Raw genomic sequence first — 20531 nt, 5'->3', positions numbered from 1 at the left:
GCCACTGTGAATGATGAGGTTTTCCGATGAGTATCGACCTGAGCAAACTGCTGACCGAACGACGTAACGCGAACAGCGCCAATATTGACACCCTTTCCACCGAAGAGATGCTGACGGTGATTAACAAGGAAGATCAGCTGGTTGCCCACGCAATCACGCCGTACATTCCGCAGATTGCACAGCTGGTCGATAGCGTCGCTGCGGCCTTCAGCAAAGGCGGGCGGCTTATCTACATCGGGGCCGGTACCTCCGGGCGTTTAGGGATCCTGGATGCCAGCGAATGCCCGCCGACCTTCGGCACTCGCCCGGAGCAGGTGGTTGGCCTGATTGCCGGTGGCCATACCGCGATTCTGAAAGCGGTGGAAAACGTTGAAGACAACGCCGCTCAGGGCGCGGCCGATCTCCAGGCGCTGAACTTTAACCAGCACGACGTTCTGGTTGGCATTGCCGCCAGCGGCCGTACGCCATACGTGCTGGGTGCCATGGAATACGCCCACCAGCAAAACGCGCTCGTGGCGATTGTCAGCTGCAACCCGCACGGTGAAATGGCGCAACGTGCCGATATCGCCATCACTCCGGTGGTTGGCCCGGAAGTCGTGACCGGCTCCACCCGTCTGAAAGCGGGTACCGCACAGAAGCTGGTGCTGAATATGATAACTACCGGCGCGATGATCCGCAGCGGCAAGGTTTACAGCAACCTGATGGTGGATGTCGAAGCCACTAACGCCAAGCTGATTGAGCGCCAGGTTTCTATCGTGATGGAAGCGACCGAATGCAACCGCGACACCGCGCAGGCCGCGCTGAACGCCTGCGGCAGCCATTGCAAAACCGCAATCGTCATGGTGCTGGCCAACCTGAGCGCCGAAGAGGCTAAAACGCTGCTGGCGGACAACAATGGCTTTATCCGCAAAGCATTACAAAAATAATCCGTCTAACAGGTAGAGTGGCATGGCAAAGATAAATAAAGAGATGATAGCGCGCCTCCTCGCTCTGGTTGGCGGGGCGCCAAACGTGGTGCAGGCAGGCAACTGTATGACCCGTCTGCGCCTGACGTTGCGCAGCGAAGAGCCGGCAGATGTTACCGCCATCCGTCAGGTCGAAGGCGTGATGGGCGTGGTGGTCAGCAACGAGCAGTTCCAGATAATCCTCGGGCCGGGTAAAGCGCAAACCGCCGCTGAGCTGATGAATCAGCTGCTGGAAGAGGCTCCGGCCGTTCAGGAAGAGAGCGCACCTGCAGCATCGCTGGCAGACATTGCGAGTGCTAAAAAACAGGAGCTGAAGGGCAAGCAGACCGGTAGCGTACAGAAGTTCCTCGCCAAGTTTGCCACCATCTTTACCCCGTTGATCCCCGGTTTTATCGCCGTTGGCCTGCTGCTAGGCTTCGCGACGCTGGCCGAGCAGCTATTCGTGCTGGAAAACGCACATCCCAACGCCACGCTGATTGATGTCATCAGCTATATGAAAGTGTTCAGTAAGGGCATGTTTACCTTCCTGAGTATTCTGATTGGCTATAACACTCAGAAAGCCTTCGGCGGATCCGGCGTCAACGGGGCGATTATCGCCGCGCTGTTTATTCTGGGCTACGACCCGAAAGCGGCGGTGGGCTTCTACTCTGGGATCTCCGATTTCTTCGGCCACACTATCGATCCGCGCGGCAATATTATCGGCGTGTTGATCGCCGCGATCCTCGGCGCATGGGTAGAAAAACAGGTTCGCCGCATCATGCCGGCCAACCTCGATATGATCCTGACTTCGGCGGTCACTCTGCTGATTATGGGTGCCATCACCTTCGTGGTGATTATGCCTATCGGCGGCTACCTGTTTACCGGCATGTCATGGCTGTTCCTGCATCTTAACGGTAATCCGTTTGGCTCTGCGGTGCTGGCCGGACTGTTCCTGCTGGCGGTGATGTTCGGCGTGCATCAGGGCTTTGTGCCGGTGTACTTCGCCCTGATGGAAGCACAGGGGTTCAACTCCCTGTTCACCATTCTGGCCATGGCGGGTGCGGGTCAAGTGGGTGCCGCGTTGGCGCTTTACTACCGCGCAAAACAGGGTTCACTGCTGCGTACGCAGATTAAAGGGGCGATCATTCCCGGCCTGCTGGGCGTGGGCGAACCGCTGATTTACGGCGTGACCCTGCCTCGAATGAAACCGTTCATTACCGCCTGTCTCGGCGGCGCCTGCGGCGGTTTCTTCATCGGCCTGGTGGCCTGGATGGGCCTGCCTGTCGGGTTGAATACGGTCTTTGGCCCTTCCGGCCTGGTGGCGATTCCGCTGATGACCTCTGCCAGCGGTATCTATGCCGGGATGGCCGTTTACGTAGCGGGTCTGGCCGTCGCCTACCTGTTCGGTTTCCTGCTCACCTGGCTATTCGGCAGCAAAAACGTCGATCTCAGCTAACCCTTTTTGCCCCCGGCACACCGCTGGGGGCAAGCCTCTCACCATGCTATGATGCCCGTCAAAATAAAATCATATGACAGGGTAGAGGAAAAATGGGCACCACCAGAAAAGGGATGCTAAACGTACTGATAGCCGCAATATTGTGGGGAAGTTCCGGCGTTTGCGCGCAGTACATTATGGAAAACAGTCAGATGCAGTCACCGTTTCTGACCATGATTCGCCTGCTCTCCGGTGGCTTTATCCTGCTCACCTTTTCCTTCCTGCACGGCGACGGTATTTTCCGTATCCTGAAAAACCGTAAAGATATCCTCAGCCTGCTGCTGTTCTCCCTCGTCGGCGCAATGACCGTGCAGCTAACCTTCCTGATGGCGATTGAAAAATCTAACGCTGCTACGGCAACCGTCCTGCAATTCCTTTCGCCAACCATCATCGTGGCCTGGTTCGCTCTTGTGCGCAAAGCCCGTCCGGGGATCTTCGTGTGCGCCGCCATCGGTACCTCGTTGATAGGGACTTTCCTGCTGGTGACTCACGGCGATCCCACCTCACTGTCCATCTCCGGTGCGGCGCTATTCTGGGGGATCGCCTCGGCGTTTGCCGCAGCGTTTTACACCACCTATCCTTCCACGCTGATCGCCCGCTACGGCACGCTGCCTATCGTCGGCTGGAGCATGTTACTGGGCGGTGCGATGCTGCTGCCGTTCTACGCAGGCGATGGGGCACAGGTGGTCATTACCGGCAATCTGCTGCTGGCATTCTTCTACCTGGTGGTGATTGGCACCTCGCTCACCTTTAGCCTGTATCTGAAAGGGGCGCAGATGATTGGCGGGCCAAAGGCCAGTATTCTGAGCTGCGCCGAGCCGCTGAGCAGCGCTTTTTTGTCGCTGCTGCTGCTCGGTATTAGCTTCACCCTGCCGGACTGGCTGGGCACGCTGCTGATCCTCTCGTCGGTTATCCTGATTTCTTTGGATTCACGGCGTCGAACCAAAACGGCCTAAACAGGAAAGCCCGATGACATGATGTTATCGGGCGCGATTAATGGCGTAATGTGGCCAGCTCTTCTGCCTAAAGGCCGGTAATCACCTGAATCAGACCGTCTTCAATACCTTTTTCCAGCATGGTCGCCGCAATACGCAGAGCTTCCTGTTGCTTGCCCTGCTGCAAGCCCTGCCAATGTCCCTCTTCCCGCAGCCTGTCCGCAATCGTCATCAATTTCTCCTTATGTTGGGGTAAGCGCTCGGCCGCGGCCTGCAAAAATTCGTGAAAGCGCAGCGCATCACCGGAACGCAACAGGTAATTAAACAGCGCTTTCAGTTGGCTGTCATTAGCACATCCAGTAACCAAGAGCATGGCAATTTGTTCCACCAGCCCAAGCAGATCGCGCTGGCGAATATGCTTTTGAACCAGTTCCAGCAGCGCTACGCGCCGGTGCTGCACAATCTCGTCATCCGGGATCACCGTGATATCTACCAACGGGAAGGCTGTGGCATAAAGCCGTCGTGCCGAGCTGGAGTCGGCAAACTCATCCAGCCAGCACAGTGAAAAGGGATAGGGGCTTTGCGTACCGTGGTAGAACAGCATCGGAATCACCAGCGGTAGCGCTTTATGCCCGGCATCCAGATGCCGCTGCATCGCCGCCAGCGCATAGCGCATCAATCGAAATGCCATATGGGCATCCGCCGTGCTTTGGTGTTCAATCACGACATAGATATAGCCATCCCCTGCTGCCGTGTTTAACGACCACAGCACATCGGAATACCGCGCGCTCAGGTCGGCTTCAATGAAGCTACCGGACTCGAGCTTGAGCGTATGCAGATTACACAACTCGCGGAGCGGCGCAGGGAGATGGATAGCAAGAAAATCCCTCGCGGTCTCCGGATGGCATAAGAACTGTTTGAACACCGCATCATGCGGCGCAGAGTGTGTCGACGTTGTCATCGCGATTCGTCATCCTTAAAGCGAATGGCGAAACTGTACGTATCAATTCGCTGAAGTGCACCCTGCACTTCTTCGCTTTACGTGCAGCGACGAGAAAGAGTCGCGGGCCTTTGCAACGCATTCATTTTCATGGAAACCGTGAAGCAAAATGACGCCGGGGGAAATGCGTCTTATAGTTAACCCAACGCGTTAACTATAAGGATATCCCTAATGAAAAAGACAGCACTTACCGCTTCCCTCTTTGCCAGTCTGATTCTGCCCGCGATCGCCATGGCCGCCCCGTTGGAAGGGCTGAAGTTTGAACAGCAAAAGCAGCAGGTGTTGAAAGACGTGAAGCTGAACTGCCCGGCACAAATCGGGCTTTCTGACACCCAATTTGCTAACCGGGTGCTGGAATCGGCCCAGAACAAAACCGCGGTGCAGAGCGCGACGCGCGCGCTGGAAAAGAACGATAAAGCGGGTTATCAGCAGGCGATTAAGCGTATTCAGTGCCCAACGAAATAACCCGTAATTGAAGGCCGGATTCAGTATTATCCGGCCCCACGCCGCTCTCGACAGCAGGGCAAGCTAACGTTAGCGCTGGCGTAAATCCGGAATGATTAAATCGCCGCGAAACGCCGTCTCGCCCGGCGTCTGCGTTTTCTCTTCCAGCCAGCGAACGATACGCGTGGCAATCGCATCCATTGAATATTCAATCGCCGGAATGGTCGGGATGCCAGGCAGATGCAGCGAACCGGCGAGGCTGAATACCATCACGTCTTCCGGTACCCGTTTGTTGAAAGCCAGCAGCTGTGGGATCACCCGCTGCGCCTCTTGTTCGTCGGCCACCAGCAGCGCATTGAAGCTGACAAGGCTGGCGTTGTTGAGTAGCTCCTGCAACGCCACCGTAGACGATGTGCTGTCCATAAATACCAGGTTGCGATTAAATGGCAGGAAGTTTTTCTCCAGCCCGTGCTTGTAGCCGAGCAGAACATCGTCGGCAAAACCGCTGCCAAACGGCTGAATTAATGCAATCTGCCGACGCCCCTGACTGGCGAGGTAATTACAGGCGGTTTCCGCAGCAAACACATGATCGAACTGAATGCTGTTGGCGGTATCCGCCTCCGGGCAATCGATCAGCACCACGTTTTCACTTTCCACTTCAAGCGGAAAACGTGCGCCGATAATCAACACATCGTCGCATAGCCCGCTACTCAACTCATCCAGCGCCGACATGACGCCCAAACGCGTGTTAGCAAAGCGCAGCAGCAGATGCTTCTGGTGCTGGCTGAACTGTTTTTCCAGCGCGTAGAGATAGCCGGTGGTTTGATTAATATTGTCCATCGCGCAGATAACGCCAATGCAGCCAGTGGACTGACTCAGCAACGATTGGGCTATCACATTTGGTCGATAATTCAGCTCATCAACTGCCCGTAAAACCGCCAGCCGACTGGCTTCTTTAACACCTCGTGAACCGCTCAACACACGTGAAACTGTGGCCTTAGACACCCCGGCCAAACGTGATACATCGTTGATTGTAGACATCTTTCTCCCCTGAAAGCCTTCTGTAAATCCTCTGTACAGCAACGGCTCAAATTATAGCTGTCGGTAGTATATCCGTTTCCCTTTTTTATGGAAACCGATTGTCCATTTGATGTCCATTTTATCCAATACAACAAAAATTATGTGAGCCAGGGCGAAATAATCAGTCCCATAAGCAGGAGAAATTGATGGGTATCACACTTCTAATTTTTATGAATAGAAACCGGTTTCAGTTTCATATCAAATCAAGCTCGCAACAACTATTTACATTTATAAGAGGGTCGTCGATGTACAAGATTATGCTGTGCTGTTCCGCCGGAATGTCGACCAGCATGTTGGTCAGAAAGATGGTGGAAGCCGCGAAGGAGCGGGATTTGCCCGTAAAAATAGATGCCTACGGCGTGTCCGAATTTGATTTCCAGTACCCGCAGTATCAGGTGGTGTTACTGGGGCCGCAGGTGAAGTACATGTTAAAAAGTTTGTCAGACAAGGCCGCCACCCAAAATATTCCCGTCCAGCCAATTGATACCATGGACTACGGAATGCAACGGGGTGACAAGGTACTGGATTATGCTCTGTCGCTGATTTCCGCGGCGAACTAACTAGGGTATCCCAATGAGTTCACTCTATCAGTCCATGATTGCCGTTATCGAGCAATCAATAACCCCGTTGGCCGGTCGTCTCGGGCAACAAAAGTACGTGATAGCCATTCGTGACGGATTTACCGCCGCGCTGCCGTTTATGATAATCGGCTCGTTTATGCTGGTGTTTATTTTCCCCCCATTCTCGCCGGATACCACCAACGGCTTTGCCCGTGGTTGGCTTGATTTTTCGGCGCAGTATCGCGAGCAGTTGATGTTGCCATTTAACCTCAGCATGGGCGTGATGACGTTCTTCATCTCTGTCGGTATTGGCGCAAGCCTCGGCCGTCAGTTTAACCTCGACCCGGTGATGTCTGGTCTGCTGGCGTTTATGGCCTTCCTGCTGGTTGCCGCGCCGTACGCCGACGGCAAGATTTCCACCCAGTATCTTTCCGGCCAGGGGATCTTTACCGCCCTTATCACCGCCATTTACTCCACCCGGGTTTATGCGTGGCTTAAGCAGAACAACGTCACGATTCGTCTGCCAAAAGAAGTGCCAACCGGCGTGGCGCGTTCGTTTGAGATCCTGATTCCGGTTTTGGTGGTGATTGGAACCCTGCACCCGCTGAATCTGTTTATTGAAGCGCAGACCGGGATGATCTTACCGCAGGCGATTATGCACGTACTGGCCCCGCTGGTTTCCGCCTCTGACTCCCTGCCGGCGATTCTGCTGTCGGTACTGATGTGCCAGATTTTCTGGTTTGCCGGGATCCACGGTTCGCTGATTGTCACCGGGATTATGAACCCGTTCTGGATGGCTAACCTTTCCGCTAACCAGGCCGCGCTGGCGGCGGGCACCGTGTTACCGCACGTTTATCTGCAAGGTTTCTGGGACCACTATCTGCTGATTGGCGGCGTGGGCTGTACTTTACCGCTGGCGTTCCTGCTGCTGCGCAGCCGCGTCACGCATCTGCGGACTATCGGTAAAATGGGCATCGTGCCGAGCTTCTTTAATATCAACGAACCGATTCTGTTCGGCGCGCCGATTATTATGAACCCGATGATGTTTATTCCATTCGTCTGCATTCCGATGGTCAATGCCGTGATTGCTTATGCCGCAACCCGTTTGGGCTGGCTGGCTCAGGTGGTTTCTCTGACGCCGTGGACAACGCCCGCACCGATTGGCGCTTCCTGGGCAGCAAACTGGGCATTAAGTCCGGTCATTATGTGCATTATCTGTATGTTAATTTCTGCCGCCATGTATTTACCGTTCCTCCGCGCTTACGAGCGTTCATTAATGAAAACGGAAGAACAGAAATTAAAAGCCGCGACACCATTAGCTGAAACGGTGAGTTAACGCAGATAGTTTTACGATTAAGTAGTCATATTATTTTCCGACCTTTATGAATAATGACTTTAACCAGTCAAGGGGCCTTATTATGGTTGGATTAGAAGACGCGGTAATGGAAATTATCATTAACGCGGGTCAGTCCAGATCGCTGTGCTTCGAAGCATTACACGCCGCACGTCAGGGTGAAATGGAAGAGGCCAGAAATCTGCTGCGGGAAGCCGACGGCTACGCCCGCCAGGCGCACCATATGCAAACTAAGCTGATTGAGCAGGATGCCGGCGAGGCACGTCAGCCGATGACCTTAATTATGGTGCATGCACAGGATCATTTGATGAACTCTTTGCTTGCGCGTGAATTATCGGAAGAGATTATTCATCTGTATCAACGTTAATATTTATTTTTACCTGGCTACGGAGAACTTCATTACGATTATTATTTAACTGTACCCTACAAAATTAAAAATAGAATCAGCTTGTTTTGGTGATGTTAATGCATTCTCACCTGAACGGGATGGTTATTGTCTGAAAATATAATTAATTAATTTGAGATAACCATGAAAACTGTAAAAAAACTTCCATTAGCTATGGCGGTTATCGCCGCGCTTTGCCCGCTTTCCTCTGTAATGGCACAAGATTTTACTCAGGACCAAATCGACGCCATCGTGGCCAAGGCCGTTGATAAAGCGCTGGCGGACCGCCAGGCCAAAATGGACGCCGCCGCCGCGAAAAAGGTGGACCTGGAGACCAACCCACAAACCGCTGCGCAGTCGCCGGATCTGGCGATTCCATTCGGCCTGAAGTTTAGCGGCTACGCCCGCTACGGCGCGCATTTCCAGACTGGCGATCAGAAATATGTCGGCGTTGATGGCTCTTACAACGGTGCCTCGGCGATTGGTCGTCTCGGTAACGAAGGCAACGGCGGCGAATTCCAGATAACCAAAGCCTTTAAGAGCAGCAAAGGCGCTATCTGGGATATTAACGTCATGTTCGATCACTGGAGTGACGAAGTTAACCTGAAAAAAGCCTACGTCGGCGTGACCAACGTGCTGGAGTCCAACCCTAACGCCTATATCTGGGCCGGTCGTGACTTCCACCAGCGTCCGCAACAGGGTATCAACGACTACTTCTGGATGAACCACGACGGCCAGGGTGCCGGGGTGAAAAACTTTGATATTGGCGGCGTGCAGTTCGACGTTGCGGGCGTTTCGCAGGTGAAATCCTGTAGTCCGGAAGTGATGGCCGATGAATCAAACCCATCGCGCATCACCTGTACCGGCAGCTCCGACACCGGGGATGACGGCCACTACGCATTGACCACCAAAACTCATAACATCAAAGCGGGCCCAATCGACGTTGAGGTTTACGCCAACTACGGCTTTGATTCTAAAGCGGTGGATAACGACGCGCAGCTGGATGCCTGGCAGGGCGGGCTGTTGCTGAGCCACACCAACGACAGCGGCGTGAACAAAGTTATCCTGCGTTACTCCGATAACTCAGATAACAGCGTCTACAACAAAACCGACGGCTTAACCGCCATCTACGCCAGCTTTGAAGGCAACTATAAGTTTACGCAGCAGGCGCAGATCGAATACCTGCTGGCCTTCCACGATTATGACAACAGCAAAGACAACACAGACAACCGTAAAAACTACGGCGCGATTGTGCGTCCAATGTACTTCTGGAATGACGTGCACTCGACCTGGCTGGAAGCGGGCTATCAGCGCGTAGATTACGATCAGGGCGGGGATAACCACGGCTGGAAGCTGACCCTGTCGCAGAACATCGCCATCGGTATGGGGCCTGAGTTCCGTCCAATGCTGCGTTTCTACGTGACCGGCGGTCAGGTCGACAACAAACGTACGGCGAAGGTGAATGGCACCGACGATCAGCAGCTGGATTCGCTGAACGTCGGCGGCATGTTCGAAGCCTGGTTCTAAGCTAAAACGCAAGCCGGTTCCCCTCTCTCTTCTTCAGGGAGGGGGGGGCCGCCTTACTTCTGCCCTAATCTCTTCGCTATTCGCTCCAGCTTCATCATCAGCAGTAACGTTATCGCCACCAGCACGATGGTCAACGCCGCGCCATCGGCAATATTTCCACGATCGGTCAGGCTAAATATGGTGACCGGAAGCGTGGTCCATCCCGGTGGATAAATCATTACCGTCGCCCCCAGTTCGCCCATCGACAGCGAGAGGCTCAGCGCCAGCGCCGACATCATCCACGGCATCAGCAGCGGTAACGTCACGTGGCGCAGGCGATACCACGGCGAGGCGCCTAGGCTTGAGGCGACGTTTTCAATATCCGCCGACACGCGCGCCAGCCCGGTTGAGACGTTGCTGAACGTGAAAGCTGACACCAGTACGAAGTGCGCCGTCAGCACAATCCACAGCGTGCCATTCATTTGCAGCGGCCCCTGGCTGAACGCCACCAGAATTCCCAAGCCGATGGATACGGAAGGGATCGCGCTTGGCAGATAAAACAGCATACTCAGCCAACGCTGTGCCTTCACGCCATACTGACGCAGCGCCAGCGCCGCCCAAGCGCCGCACAGCAGCGCGAACAGGCTGGCACAAAAGCCGATAACCAGACTGGAAAACAGCGCATCCCACGCGGCGCCGCGGAAGGCGTTGACGAAATGGATAAGGGTGAAGCCGCTTGGCAGAATTCCGTTCCACTGCTGGCTGAGGCTGGACATTAAAATCACCGCCAGCGGTAGGAAAAAGAACAGCGTAAACAACGTGGTCGCGACCAATCCCGCCGCAACGCGCCCCTTGCGTGACCAAATCAACATGGTTAGCTCCTTTTTCCACTACGCGCTGCCGCCAGCCGATACAAAGCAAACAGCCCCAGCGACAGCAGAATATTCATCAACGCAATCATGCAGGCGACGCTGTAGTCAGACTCCAGAATCGCTTTGCTGTAAACCATCATCGGCAGGGTATTCACGCCTTTGGCACCAATGAACAGCACGATGCCGAACTCGTTGGTGGTCAGCAGCAGACACAGGCTACCGCCAGCCAATAGCGCCGGCAGCGCCGCGGGGAAAATGACCTGCGTAATCACCCGCAGCGGGTGGGCACCGAGAATACTGGCGGCCTCCAGCTGACTTTTATCGATTTGCCTCAGCGCGGCCATCAGCGGGCGCATCACCAGCGGGGTAAACACGGTAATCTCCGCCAGGATCACCCCCTGCATGGAGTAGAGAAAGTTGACCGGCGGCAGTTCGAAATCAAACAGGCTCATCAACGCGCCGTTCAGCAGCCCCGCCGAGCCATAGATGAAGGTAAACGCCAGGGTGATTAAAAAGGTCGGTAGCGCAATAAAGGTATCAACCACCCGACCAATCAGGTCGCTGCCGGGAAACGGAATGAACACCAGAATCAGCGACATCACGCTGCCCAGCACTAAACACCCGGCGGTGGCCAGCAGCGCGATTTGCAGCGTGTTCATCAGCGCCATCATAAAGCGTTTCGACTCAATCACCTGCCAGAATGTTTGCAGGCCGATATTGCCGCTGTTATCGCGTAGCGCCTGCTCAACAATCAGCGACAGCGGCCAGAAGAACAGCGTTGCCAGCACCAGCAGCGGCAAAGACAGCCACAGTAACGGGCGCAGAAGCGGGGTCGATTTTTCCAGCGTTAGGGTGAGCGACATCGTTACACCTCAATCAGGACAGCGTCATCAGGCTCAAACCACAGCGCCAGCCGGTCACCGGCCTGCGGCAGCGGATTCACGTGGGTCATCACGATACGGACCGATTCCCCGCCGACATCACACAGCAGATGGGTTAAATCCCCCTGCCAGTGCACCGATTGCAGGGTGGCGTTGAAGCGGTTGCTGTTGGCCGAACGCGGCGTCAGGCTCATATGCTGCGGGCGAATGCACAGCAGTTTGTTATAACCGTGATGGCTGCCCTGGCTAAACGCGCGAATCACCGCGCCGCCGCAGCTCACATCCACCAGCCCTGGCGCATCGCTGACGCCCAGCGCGGTAGCGGAAAGAATATTGGCCCGGCCGAGGAATTCAGCGGCAAAGCGGTTAGGCGGATGCTGGTACAGCGCGCGGGTTTCACCGTGAGCAATCATCGAACCGTCTTTCATAATGCCGATTTTGTCGGCCAGCGTAAGCGCTTCGGTTTGATCGTGGGTGACGTAAAGAATGGTTAATTCCGGCATTTCACGGTGAAGACGGGCAATTTCCTCCACCATATTGTGGCGAATTTGCGCATCCAGCGCGGAGAGCGGCTCATCCAGCAGCAGCACGCGCGGGCGCACGGCAATGGCACGGGCAATCGCCACACGCTGCTGCTGCCCACCGGAAAGCTGATGCGGATAGCGGGTGGCGTAATCGCTCATCCCTACCGTTTTGAGCGCCTGCACCACGCGTTCATTGATCAACGCTTTAGGCTGCTTCTGCGCCCGCAGGCCAAACGCGACGTTATCTTCCACTTTGAGATGGGGGAACAGCGCGTAGTTTTGTACCACCATCGCCAGGCCGCGTTTGTAGGGCGGCAGATGGGTGACATCCGTATCACCAATCAAAATACGACCGCCCGCCGGCTGGGCAAACCCCGCTACCGCGCGCAGCACCGTGGTTTTTCCCGAACCGGAAGGGCCAATCAGCGCCAGAACTTCTCCGGGTTCAATGGTTAAAGAGAGCGGTTTGAGTACCACGTTGCCGTGATACGCCACGCGCAGCGAGTCGAGGACAATCCCCGATGTTCCCTGCGTTGCAGGGGGGTGAGCGGCGGTCGTTTTCATTAACATCAGGCTTACTCGCTGTCGGTCGCTTTGTGCCATTGGGCGATATCAGACGACAGCGATACCGCGACGTCATCCCAGTTTGGCTGCCAGCTTTGCACGCCCGCAAGCGCTGCGGTCGCCGCTTTATAGTGCGCATCTTCCGGCGTCACATCGCTGCGTACCGGCATCCCCCAGGAGAGCGCGCTGACGCTGGTTTGCGCCTCTTTGCTCAGCAGGAAGTTAATCAGCTTTTTGCCGTTTTCGCTCTCCGGGGCACCCTGGACTAAGCCAATCACGTAAGGGATCGCCAGCGCGCTGCGCTCGCCCTTGTCGTTGGCTGGCCAGAAGATCTTCACGTTAGGGTTACGTTCCATCTGCGCCAGGTTCATCTGCAGGTCGCCGTTGGCCACGTACAGTTCACCCTTATTGACCAGCGCGGTCAGTTTGCCGGTTGACGCCGATGGCCCAACGTTATTGGCCTGTAGCTTGCCCAGATAATCAAACCCGGCCTCTTTACCGCCGAAGCTGTGGAAGGCTTGTAGCATCACCGCGGTACCGTCTGCTGCCTGGCCCGGCGTGGAATATTGCAGTTTGTTTTTGTATTTGCCGTCGAGCAAATCTTGCCAGCTGGCGGGGGCGGTTTTCAGCAGTTTGTCGTTGTAGATAAAGCTCAGATAGTTCTTCACCAGCGGCGAGTAGGACTCGTTCGCCCCCGGAATTGACGCGGCGGATTCGGTTTTAAAGTTTGCCAGCAGCTTTTCCGCCGCCGCACGCTGAATGAACGGCGGCGCGGTGACCAGCACATCAGCCTGCGGGTTGGTGCGCTCTTTGGCCAGACGCTCAACCACCACGCCACCGCCGCCTTCAACGTAGCGTACGGTAATGCCGGTCGCTTTAGTGAACGCGTCAAACTGCGTCTGATACCAGCTGTTATCGCCATCGTGCAAACCATCGATGGAGTAGACGGTGACCACCGATTCCGCCCAGGAAGGGGCGCTGGCGAGTGCAAAAACGGACAGCAGAGCAAGTCGGGAGAGTTTCATCGTAATAGCCTCGTAGCGTATGTTTTGTTTTCTGGCCTATACCAGATTTGCTTTTTACGCTAAACGCCGATTATGACAAAACGATGAAAGGGAGAAGAAAAGTGCGAAATGTCACCGGAGGAGCACGGCGCTCCCCCGGTTTTTTTCAGTGGGTATCCACTTCAATACGCAGGCTGTCGTGACGCCAGTACTCAATATCCAGATCGAGCACACGACCATGCTGATCGTAGTTGAGGCGGCGCAGCAGCAGCGCCGGGCGCCCTTCCATCACGCCCAGCGCCTGCGCGGCCTGCGCGGGCATCGCGGTCGGATAAAACGACAGGTGCATGCTGGTATAGACAAGGTTGTAGTTGGCCTCATACACCTCGGTCAGGCTGCCGTTGAGATCGTACTTCAACAGCTCCGGCACGCGGGCCGGCAGGCAGTGGTTTTCGCAGTAGCAAACCGCGCGACCATCGGCGTAACGCAGACGCGTCAGCAGATAGATTTGGTCGAACGGCTGTAGCTGTAGCGGCTCCATCACCCCGACCGGCACGGTGGTCAACTGCCCGCTCAATAACGCGGTTTTCGGCTCGCGCCCCTGTTCGCGGCACAGCTTATGGAAGTTGGTGTTTTGGGTCGGATCCAGCCACAGGCGTTCAGGAGTGACAAACCAGCCGCGACGATCGGCTCGCCAGATAAGCCCGCTGGACTCCAGCTGCGCCAGACTTTCACGAATGGTAATGCGCGTGGTGTTGAAGATCGCGCACAGTTCACGTTCAGACGGCAGCTTATCGCCGCTTTTTAACGCGCCGCTTTGAATACGCGCCTGTAGCTGCGCCTTGATTAGCAGGTATTGGGGAATATCGCCCGGGATAGATTTCATGCTCGCTCGCTGTCACTTTTCCTGTCGTCATTATACAGATAAATACGCCAAATCCTTCGCGCTACTCACCTAGATGCTGCCTGAAGGATGACGGGAATAGATGAATTTTTTGTTGCAGCGCCATTTTCCCTTTGACCGTTTGCGAGAAAGATCGTCATGATAAATACAAATCTGGTATAGACCAAAGGTAAATAACATGACTTCACGTAACTATCTGCTGCTGACCCCTGGCCCGTTGACCACCTCACGCACCGTGAAAGAAGCAATGCTGTTCGACAGCTGTACCTGGGATGACGATTACAACCTTGGCGTCGTCGAAGAGATCCGCCATCAGCTCACGTCGCTCGCCACCAAAGTGGCAGGCTACACCTCGGTGCTGTTACAGGGCAGCGGCAGCTATGCCGTTGAAGCCGTGCTGGGCAGCACGCTTGCGCCGCAGGATAAGGTGCTGATTATCAGTAACGGCGCGTACGGCGCACGCATGGTGGAAATGGCAACGATGATGGAAATCGCCCACCACGCCTATGATTGCGGCGAAGTGACTCGCCCTGACGTCACGGCTATCGAGGAAATCCTGCTGGCTGACAAATCCATCACGCATATCGCCATGGTCCACAGTGAGACCACCACCGGGATGCTCAACCCTATCGCCGAGGTTGGCGCGCTGGCGCAGCGGTACGGCAAAACCTATATCGTTGACGCCATGAGTAGTTTTGGCGGCATCCCGATGGATATTGCCGCGCTGAACATCGACTATCTGATCAGCTCCGCCAACAAATGCATTCAGGGAGTACCGGGGTTTGCCTTCGTGATAGCCCGTGCGGATAAACTGGCTAAGTGCCAAGGCCGCTCTCGTTCCCTGTCGCTGGATCTCTACGCCCAATGGCGCTGTATGGAGGATAACCACGGCAAGTGGCGCTTTACCTCGCCGACGCATACCGTGCTGGCGTTCGCCCAGGCGCTGAAAGAACTCGCCGATGAAGGCGGCGTTTCCGCACGCTATCAGCGTTACCAGCAAAACCAGCGCCGACTGGTTGCCGGGATGCGCGAACTGGGCTTTAGCACCCTGCTGGACGATGAGCTGCATTCGCCGATCATCACCGCATTTTATTCACCGGAGAACCCACAGTATCGCTTCAAAGAGTTTTACAGCTTACTGAAAGAACAAGGTTTTGTTATCTATCCTGGCAAGGTTTCGCAAAGTGATTGCTTCCGCATCGGCAACATTGGCGAAGTCTACGATACGGATATCTCTGCCCTGCTCACCACCATCAAAAATGCCATGTACTGGACGAAATAAGGAGCCAACATGAATCGTATCAATGCAGTGATCCTCGATTGGGCCGGTACCACCGTTGATTTTGGCTCCTTTGCGCCAACGCAGATCTTCGTCGAAGCCTTTCGCCGAGCGTTTGGCGTAGAAATCACCCTCGCCGAAGCGCGGGTGCCGATGGGGCTGGGCAAATGGCAGCATATTGAAGCGCTGGGAAAACTCCCCTCCGTGGATGCACGCTGGCAGGCCAAATTTGGCCGTTCGATGACGTCTGAGGATATCGACGCTATTTATGCGACCTTTATGCCGCTACAAATCGCCAAAGTCGTTGATTTTTCTGCACCGATAGCAGGGGTTATCGACACAATCGCCGCATTACGCGCTGACAATATCAAAATTGGCTCCTGCTCCGGCTACCCTCGCGCGGTGATGGAAAAGCTGGTTCCCGCCGCCGCGCAACACGGCTATGCGCCGGACCACTGGGTCGCCACTGACGATCTGGCCGCCGGTGGGCGTCCGGGCCCATGGATGGCGCTGCAAAATGTGATCACGCTAGGGATTGATTCCGTTGCCCATTGCGTGAAGGTCGATGACGCCGCGCCGGGAATTACCGAGGGGCTTAATGCCGGGATGTGGAGCGTGGGCCTTGCGGTATCCGGTAATGAATTCGGGGCCACATGGGAAGAGTATCAGGCGATGCCGGTAGAAGAAATTGCCACCCGCCGCGAGCGCGCGGCCGGGAAACTCTACGCCGCAGGGGCGCACTATGTGGTGGATTCGCTGGCGGATTTACCGGGCGTCATTGCCGATATTAACGCCCGTATGGCGAAGGGCGAGCGCCCGTAAACGCCGCTTTTATCCAGCCTGCCGGGCAATAATGCCGCAGGCTGGATAAAGCGTTCACAAGGTTTTCCAGTCAAACTAAGACTTAATCTTCACCTTAACGGTCACCAGCAGCGCGGTGAGCAGCATCAATATGCCGGAGAGAATCAGCGGCGAAACCAGGCCCAGACGATCTAACGCAAAACCACCCACCGCCGCACCACAGGTATTCGCCAACTGAATGACTGCAACCTGAATAGAACCGGCTTTTTCCGCCAGATCGGCCAGCGAGCGGGTGATCCACGTTGACCAGCCGACCGGTATCAGCGCAAATGCCAGCCCCCAGATAATCGCAATGCCCGCCGCCACCACTTTATCGTTGCCCCACAGCACCAGCACCAGCGCGCTCAAAGCCAGCACGAAAGGAGCACCGGCCAGCGCCAGTTTGACCGAACGCTTGAGAATGACCGACGAGAACGAGGTGCCGACAAAGCTGGCGATACCAAAACTCAGCAGCACCAGCGTCAGGCCATCGACGTCAAATCCGGCCAGATTCATATACACCGGACGAATGTAAGTGAAGAAGGCAAACTGCCCGGCGAACGACATAAAGATGGCAATCATTCCAGCCATCACGCCGGGACGCTGCAGCAGGCTGAACATGTTTTGTTTCTGGTGAGCGGGTTCACCCGGCAACGAAGGCAGGGCTTTGAGCACCCAAATCGTACACAGCACGCCCATCACCGCCGCGCCGTTAAAGACGTTACGCCAGCCGATGATGCCGCCTAAAAAGCTGCCCAGCGGCGCGGCAATCACCAGCGCAATTGACACCGCGCCAAATATCACCGACAGCGCTTTCGGCACCGTCCGCGCGGGAACGAGACGCATGGTCAACGACGCCGACATGGCCCAGAACCCGCCCAGCGCCAGCCCTAAACAGGCACGGCCTAACAGCAGCAGCGTGAATGAGTTGGAGAACGACACCAGCAGACAAGAGAGCGTGAGCAGGACAGAAAACAGAATCACCACGTAGCGGCGGTTGGTGGCACCGATCGCCTGGGTAATGAACAGGCTGGCGAACATGGCGACAAATGCGGTGACTGTAACCGACTGCCCGGCCACGCCCTCAGAAATCCCCAGATCCTGCGCCATCGGCGTCAGTAGGCTGACCGGTAGAAACTCGACGGTAATCAGGCAGGCGACGCAAAACGCGACGGCAAACACTGCCGACCAGTTGGGCCGCGCGACGCCCTCAGCGCGGGTTTTTTCTTCGATATGTGTGCTCATTATTGTTACCTGCGGAGGAGTTTTTGGAGAAAAGCCACGCAGTGTAACATTTTAGATGTGACGTATTTAACGTTTTGGCAACTGCCGTCGCGGTATCGCATTTTCTCAGCGGCCCGGATAGGCGCTGAAACCTATTCGGGCGACTGAATCATTCACCGCGCGCCGATTTGACCAGACCGCTAATCCACTCCTGATGGCCGTTAATCATCGGATTCGGCAGGGTACGCGCCAGCTCCTGTGCCGGAACGCCAATCTGTGATTCCTGGGTCAGGATACGCACGCGGCCGCCAGGTAAATCTTCAAACAGCCAGGCGTGAATCACGTCGAGACGCGTGGTGGCATCGCCTTCAGCCCAACCGTGCCACGCGATACGAGCGGCCTGGCCATCAACCGGCGGCACATATTCCGTGATTTGCGCTTCAATCGGGAAACCGAAGGTGGAAAAACGGAAACGGGCGTTGGCGCTGAGTCGTGGGCCGCTGCCATCGTGGAAGTGAATATCGGCGACGTTGCTGTAATAGGTTGGCCACCGCGTGGTGTCATCAAGCTGCGCCCAGATCTGTTTGGCAGTCAGGCCGCTAACGATGATTTCATTGGAGGCAAAGTTGTCGGTGGTGCCCGGCAGATACGCTTCTGGCCAGACGATGGCGCTTTGTTGCATGGACTGTTTCATGATGAACCTCGTGAGTCATATTGTTGACGAGGTTCATCATGCATCCGTGAGTGATATAAATATAATCACCATTATAAATAACCAACATCACGTTACGTGATATCAGTGCAGCCAGTGGACACCATTTTCTTCGTGGAACAATGCGTTATAGCGATGCTGGAACGCGTTCAGCTCATTAAAATCCGGCTCCAGTTCACGCATAAAGCTCATCGCCAGACGTATCTGGGCGTCGGTTATCGGCGCCGCCAGACGGGCTTTTTGCAGCAGCCGGTGCCAGCGCACCAGCGTTTGCTCACTGCCGTCGACGATGCATACCTGCCAAATCAGCAATACCTGCGCCGCATTCTGCAAATGCGCTTCATTTGGCCGTTCCAGGTAGCGTAAATACTCATCGCCCTGCGTTTTTCCCAGCTGGTCAATCATCGATTCAACCGGCTCCGGCGTAATCGCCAATCGCTCACTTAAACGGCGAATCGCCCGTCGCGGCCCGGAAGTGAGTATCCGAAACCCGACAACAAAGACCACGACCAATGTGGCCAGCATAATCCAGACCATGAGTTCTCCTGTCTCTTTAGCGCTCATGATATCTGGAAACCACCCACCTGTACTAATCCACCAGCGTGATCTTCAGCGCAAATAACACAGCCACCGCGACCACGCACAGATTCAGCTCGCGCCAGCGTCCGGTAAACAGTTTCATAATGCAGTAGGACATAAAGCCCAGCGCGATCCCTTCGGTGATAGAGAAACTAAACGGCATCATCACGGTGGTAATAAACGCGGGCACCGATTCGGTCAAGTCATCCCAGTTGACCCGCGCCAGGCTCGATGTCATCAGCACGCCGACGAAAATCAGCGCCCCCGCCGTAGCATAGGCGGGAACCATCCCCACCAGCGGCGAGAAGAACATCACCAGTAAGAACAAGACGCCAACCACAATGGCCGTCAGCCCCGTACGGCCGCCGACCGCTACGCCGGAAGTGCTCTCAATATACGCGGTGACTGAAGAAGTGCCGATAAAGGCCCCGGCGATTGAACTGAGGCTATCGACATACAACGCTCTATTCATGCCGGGGAATTTACCATTACTATCGATTAGCCCAGCTTTATCCGTGACACCAATTAATGTCCCTGATGAATCAAATAAATTGATCAGCATAAAAGAAAAAATAATCCCGGCCAGATCAAGCGATAACGCGCCGCGTAAATCAACCTCACCGATCACGCCGCTAATACTTGGTGGAATAGAATAGACGCCATTAAAATGAACATCACCGAAAAATAACCCGCAGCAGGATGTCACCACAATGGAAACCAGCACCGCCGCATGGAAATTTCGTGATGACAGGACGGCGATAATAAAGAAGCCTAAAACACCAAGCAGTACGGAATGAGAATTTAAGTCACCAATAGCGACCAGCGTATCTTTGTTGGCGATAATGACGCCAGCATTTTTTAACCCCATTAGCGCAATAAATAAGCCAATGCCGCTGGTGATGCCGACGCGTAAATTGACGGGGATATTTGAAATCATCCAGTAACGAATCCGAAAAAGCGTCAGTAAAAATAATCCGACAGCTCCCCAGAATATGGCTCCCATCCCCGTTTGCCAGCTGACCCCGACCGCCCCTACCACGACGAAGGCGAAAAAGGCATTCAGGCCCATCGCCGGTGCCAGAGCCACGGGAAGGTTAGCAATGAGTCCCATTGCGATGCTGCCTATACCGGCAATCAGGCAGGTGGTGACAAACACCACCTTGGGGTCCATTTGCGCGGCGCCCAGTATTTGAGGGTTGACGAACACGATGTACACCATGGTTAAAAAAGTTGTCATCCCGGCAATCATTTCGGTACGCACGGTCGTACCATGTTGATGAAGTTTAAATAACCTGGCAAGACGACCTGATTTATTATTTACATCATCAACTAACTGACCTTTCATTTTTTCGTCCATTTATTCAGAGATAATGTCATCTCTTTTTAAAGTATCTACCAACCTTGATTCAGTGATTGCAATCACATTGCCAAGGTACGTTAGTCGA

Annotated in this window: 21 protein-coding genes; 10 read left to right on the top strand and 11 right to left on the bottom strand. The window is 55.1% G+C overall.

What is annotated here, in order from left to right; translation table 11 throughout:
* Nucleotides 1-26 precede the first annotated feature (26 nt).
* The 3 genes from murQ to ABOC97_RS14790 all read left to right on the top strand — a co-directional run bounded on the left by murQ (nt 27) and on the right by ABOC97_RS14790 (nt 3395).
* Nucleotides 27-926, top strand: a complete 900-nt coding sequence (murQ, locus tag ABOC97_RS14800) for an N-acetylmuramic acid 6-phosphate etherase (protein ID WP_349599012.1) — start codon at nt 27-29, stop codon at nt 924-926.
* A gap of 22 nt (nt 927-948) precedes the next feature.
* Nucleotides 949-2400, top strand: coding sequence for a PTS N-acetylmuramic acid transporter subunit IIBC (gene murP, locus ABOC97_RS14795; protein WP_349599009.1), 1452 nt, complete (start codon nt 949-951; stop codon nt 2398-2400).
* A gap of 92 nt (nt 2401-2492) precedes the next feature.
* The gene (locus ABOC97_RS14790) at nt 2493-3395 is read left to right on the top strand and encodes an EamA family transporter (protein WP_234507260.1); all 903 of its coding nucleotides are present in this window, start codon (nt 2493-2495) and stop codon (nt 3393-3395) included.
* Nucleotides 3396-3462: 67 nt separating this feature from the next.
* Here ABOC97_RS14790 and ABOC97_RS14785 read toward each other — a convergent pair whose 3' ends face one another.
* On the bottom strand, nt 3463-4335 hold the full coding sequence (locus tag ABOC97_RS14785) for an Rpn family recombination-promoting nuclease/putative transposase (RefSeq protein WP_349599005.1): 873 nt from the start codon (nt 4333-4335) through the stop codon (nt 3463-3465).
* A gap of 210 nt (nt 4336-4545) precedes the next feature.
* Between ABOC97_RS14785 and ABOC97_RS14780 the strand changes: the two genes are divergently transcribed.
* Nucleotides 4546-4839, top strand: coding sequence for a YicS family protein (locus ABOC97_RS14780; protein WP_349599002.1), 294 nt, complete (start codon nt 4546-4548; stop codon nt 4837-4839).
* Between the two features lie 69 nt (nt 4840-4908).
* On the opposite strand, the gene ABOC97_RS14775 is transcribed toward ABOC97_RS14780, so the two are convergent.
* Nucleotides 4909-5859, bottom strand: coding sequence for a LacI family DNA-binding transcriptional regulator (locus ABOC97_RS14775; protein WP_349598999.1), 951 nt, complete (start codon nt 5857-5859; stop codon nt 4909-4911).
* A 284-nt stretch (nt 5860-6143) separates the two neighbouring features.
* Between ABOC97_RS14775 and ABOC97_RS14770 the strand changes: the two genes are divergently transcribed.
* The 4 genes from ABOC97_RS14770 (at nt 6144) to ABOC97_RS14755 (ending at nt 9724) form a co-directional block, all read left to right on the top strand.
* The gene (locus ABOC97_RS14770; protein WP_349598997.1) at nt 6144-6458 is read left to right on the top strand and encodes a PTS sugar transporter subunit IIB; all 315 of its coding nucleotides are present in this window, start codon (nt 6144-6146) and stop codon (nt 6456-6458) included.
* A 13-nt stretch (nt 6459-6471) separates the two neighbouring features.
* Nucleotides 6472-7794, top strand: coding sequence for a PTS sugar transporter subunit IIC (locus tag ABOC97_RS14765; protein ID WP_349598994.1), 1323 nt, complete (start codon nt 6472-6474; stop codon nt 7792-7794).
* A gap of 82 nt (nt 7795-7876) precedes the next feature.
* Nucleotides 7877-8179, top strand: a complete 303-nt coding sequence (locus ABOC97_RS14760) for a PTS lactose/cellobiose transporter subunit IIA (protein WP_156315689.1) — start codon at nt 7877-7879, stop codon at nt 8177-8179.
* A 162-nt stretch (nt 8180-8341) separates the two neighbouring features.
* Complete coding sequence (locus tag ABOC97_RS14755; RefSeq protein WP_349598990.1) at nt 8342-9724, top strand: carbohydrate porin; 1383 nt, start codon at nt 8342-8344, stop codon at nt 9722-9724.
* A gap of 53 nt (nt 9725-9777) precedes the next feature.
* On the opposite strand, the gene phnV is transcribed toward ABOC97_RS14755, so the two are convergent.
* The 5 genes from phnV to phnR all read right to left on the bottom strand — a co-directional run bounded on the left by phnV (nt 9778) and on the right by phnR (nt 14434).
* Nucleotides 9778-10575 (bottom strand): 2-aminoethylphosphonate ABC transport system, membrane component PhnV, encoded by a 798-nt coding sequence (phnV, locus tag ABOC97_RS14750; RefSeq protein WP_349598987.1) that lies wholly within the window; start codon nt 10573-10575, stop codon nt 9778-9780.
* Between the two features lie 2 nt (nt 10576-10577).
* Nucleotides 10578-11438: a 2-aminoethylphosphonate ABC transporter permease subunit gene (phnU, locus tag ABOC97_RS14745; protein ID WP_349598984.1), complete on the bottom strand. Its 861-nt coding sequence runs from the start codon at nt 11436-11438 to the stop codon at nt 10578-10580.
* 2 nt (nt 11439-11440) lie between these two features.
* Nucleotides 11441-12550, bottom strand: coding sequence for a 2-aminoethylphosphonate ABC transport system ATP-binding subunit PhnT (gene phnT, locus ABOC97_RS14740; protein ID WP_349598981.1), 1110 nt, complete (start codon nt 12548-12550; stop codon nt 11441-11443).
* Nucleotides 12551-12555: 5 nt separating this feature from the next.
* Nucleotides 12556-13569, bottom strand: a complete 1014-nt coding sequence (phnS, locus tag ABOC97_RS14735; protein ID WP_349598978.1) for a 2-aminoethylphosphonate ABC transporter substrate-binding protein — start codon at nt 13567-13569, stop codon at nt 12556-12558.
* 145 nt (nt 13570-13714) lie between these two features.
* On the bottom strand, nt 13715-14434 hold the full coding sequence (gene phnR / locus ABOC97_RS14730; RefSeq protein WP_349598975.1) for a phosphonate utilization transcriptional regulator PhnR: 720 nt from the start codon (nt 14432-14434) through the stop codon (nt 13715-13717).
* A gap of 196 nt (nt 14435-14630) precedes the next feature.
* Between phnR and phnW the strand changes: the two genes are divergently transcribed.
* Together phnW and phnX are read left to right on the top strand one after the other, a co-directional pair.
* Entirely contained in the window at nt 14631-15734 is a 1104-nt protein-coding gene (gene phnW / locus ABOC97_RS14725; protein WP_349598973.1) for a 2-aminoethylphosphonate--pyruvate transaminase, read from the top strand.
* A 9-nt stretch (nt 15735-15743) separates the two neighbouring features.
* On the top strand, nt 15744-16553 hold the full coding sequence (gene phnX, locus ABOC97_RS14720) for a phosphonoacetaldehyde hydrolase (RefSeq protein WP_349598970.1): 810 nt from the start codon (nt 15744-15746) through the stop codon (nt 16551-16553).
* Nucleotides 16554-16628: 75 nt separating this feature from the next.
* Here phnX and nepI read toward each other — a convergent pair whose 3' ends face one another.
* The 4 genes from nepI to ABOC97_RS14700 form a co-directional block, all read right to left on the bottom strand.
* Nucleotides 16629-17816, bottom strand: coding sequence for a purine ribonucleoside efflux pump NepI (nepI, locus tag ABOC97_RS14715; protein ID WP_349598967.1), 1188 nt, complete (start codon nt 17814-17816; stop codon nt 16629-16631).
* A 148-nt stretch (nt 17817-17964) separates the two neighbouring features.
* Nucleotides 17965-18477: an SRPBCC family protein gene (locus ABOC97_RS14710; RefSeq protein WP_349599098.1), complete on the bottom strand. Its 513-nt coding sequence runs from the start codon at nt 18475-18477 to the stop codon at nt 17965-17967.
* Nucleotides 18478-18591: 114 nt separating this feature from the next.
* Complete coding sequence (locus ABOC97_RS14705; protein WP_349598965.1) at nt 18592-19044, bottom strand: DUF1198 domain-containing protein; 453 nt, start codon at nt 19042-19044, stop codon at nt 18592-18594.
* Between the two features lie 52 nt (nt 19045-19096).
* Nucleotides 19097-20431, bottom strand: a complete 1335-nt coding sequence (locus ABOC97_RS14700; protein WP_349598962.1) for an NCS2 family permease — start codon at nt 20429-20431, stop codon at nt 19097-19099.
* Nucleotides 20432-20531: the final 100 nt, after the last annotated feature.

It is taken from the genome of Kluyvera huaxiensis, from assembly GCF_040149365.1.
GTDB lineage: Bacteria > Pseudomonadota > Gammaproteobacteria > Enterobacterales > Enterobacteriaceae > Kluyvera > Kluyvera intermedia_A.
The sequence above is the reverse complement of the archived record's forward strand: the minus strand, read 5'-3'. Positions and strand labels throughout refer to the sequence as shown.

Bases quoted from the DNA above. Each gene is read 5' to 3' on its own strand.
- phnU (WP_349598984.1), bottom strand. From the start codon at position 11,438: ATGTCGCTCACCCTAACGCTGGAAAAATCGACCCCGCTTCTGCGCCCG.
- ABOC97_RS14790 (WP_234507260.1), top strand. From the start codon at position 2,493: ATGGGCACCACCAGAAAAGGGATGCTAAACGTACTGATAGCCGCAATA.
- ABOC97_RS14770 (WP_349598997.1), top strand. From the start codon at position 6,144: ATGTACAAGATTATGCTGTGCTGTTCCGCCGGAATGTCGACCAGCATG.
- ABOC97_RS14765 (WP_349598994.1), top strand. From the start codon at position 6,472: ATGAGTTCACTCTATCAGTCCATGATTGCCGTTATCGAGCAATCAATA.
- ABOC97_RS14755 (WP_349598990.1), top strand. From the start codon at position 8,342: ATGAAAACTGTAAAAAAACTTCCATTAGCTATGGCGGTTATCGCCGCG.
- ABOC97_RS14780 (WP_349599002.1), top strand. From the start codon at position 4,546: ATGAAAAAGACAGCACTTACCGCTTCCCTCTTTGCCAGTCTGATTCTG.
- phnR (WP_349598975.1), bottom strand. From the start codon at position 14,434: ATGAAATCTATCCCGGGCGATATTCCCCAATACCTGCTAATCAAGGCG.
- nepI (WP_349598967.1), bottom strand. From the start codon at position 17,816: ATGAGCACACATATCGAAGAAAAAACCCGCGCTGAGGGCGTCGCGCGG.
- phnT (WP_349598981.1), bottom strand. From the start codon at position 12,550: ATGTTAATGAAAACGACCGCCGCTCACCCCCCTGCAACGCAGGGAACA.
- ABOC97_RS14760 (WP_156315689.1), top strand. From the start codon at position 7,877: ATGGTTGGATTAGAAGACGCGGTAATGGAAATTATCATTAACGCGGGT.
- ABOC97_RS14785 (WP_349599005.1), bottom strand. From the start codon at position 4,335: ATGACAACGTCGACACACTCTGCGCCGCATGATGCGGTGTTCAAACAG.
- phnX (WP_349598970.1), top strand. From the start codon at position 15,744: ATGAATCGTATCAATGCAGTGATCCTCGATTGGGCCGGTACCACCGTT.
- murP (WP_349599009.1), top strand. From the start codon at position 949: ATGGCAAAGATAAATAAAGAGATGATAGCGCGCCTCCTCGCTCTGGTT.
- phnV (WP_349598987.1), bottom strand. From the start codon at position 10,575: ATGTTGATTTGGTCACGCAAGGGGCGCGTTGCGGCGGGATTGGTCGCG.
- ABOC97_RS14710 (WP_349599098.1), bottom strand. From the start codon at position 18,477: ATGCAACAAAGCGCCATCGTCTGGCCAGAAGCGTATCTGCCGGGCACC.
- ABOC97_RS14700 (WP_349598962.1), bottom strand. From the start codon at position 20,431: ATGAAAGGTCAGTTAGTTGATGATGTAAATAATAAATCAGGTCGTCTT.
- phnW (WP_349598973.1), top strand. From the start codon at position 14,631: ATGACTTCACGTAACTATCTGCTGCTGACCCCTGGCCCGTTGACCACC.
- phnS (WP_349598978.1), bottom strand. From the start codon at position 13,569: ATGAAACTCTCCCGACTTGCTCTGCTGTCCGTTTTTGCACTCGCCAGC.
- ABOC97_RS14775 (WP_349598999.1), bottom strand. From the start codon at position 5,859: ATGTCTACAATCAACGATGTATCACGTTTGGCCGGGGTGTCTAAGGCC.
- murQ (WP_349599012.1), top strand. From the start codon at position 27: ATGAGTATCGACCTGAGCAAACTGCTGACCGAACGACGTAACGCGAAC.
- ABOC97_RS14705 (WP_349598965.1), bottom strand. From the start codon at position 19,044: ATGGTCTGGATTATGCTGGCCACATTGGTCGTGGTCTTTGTTGTCGGG.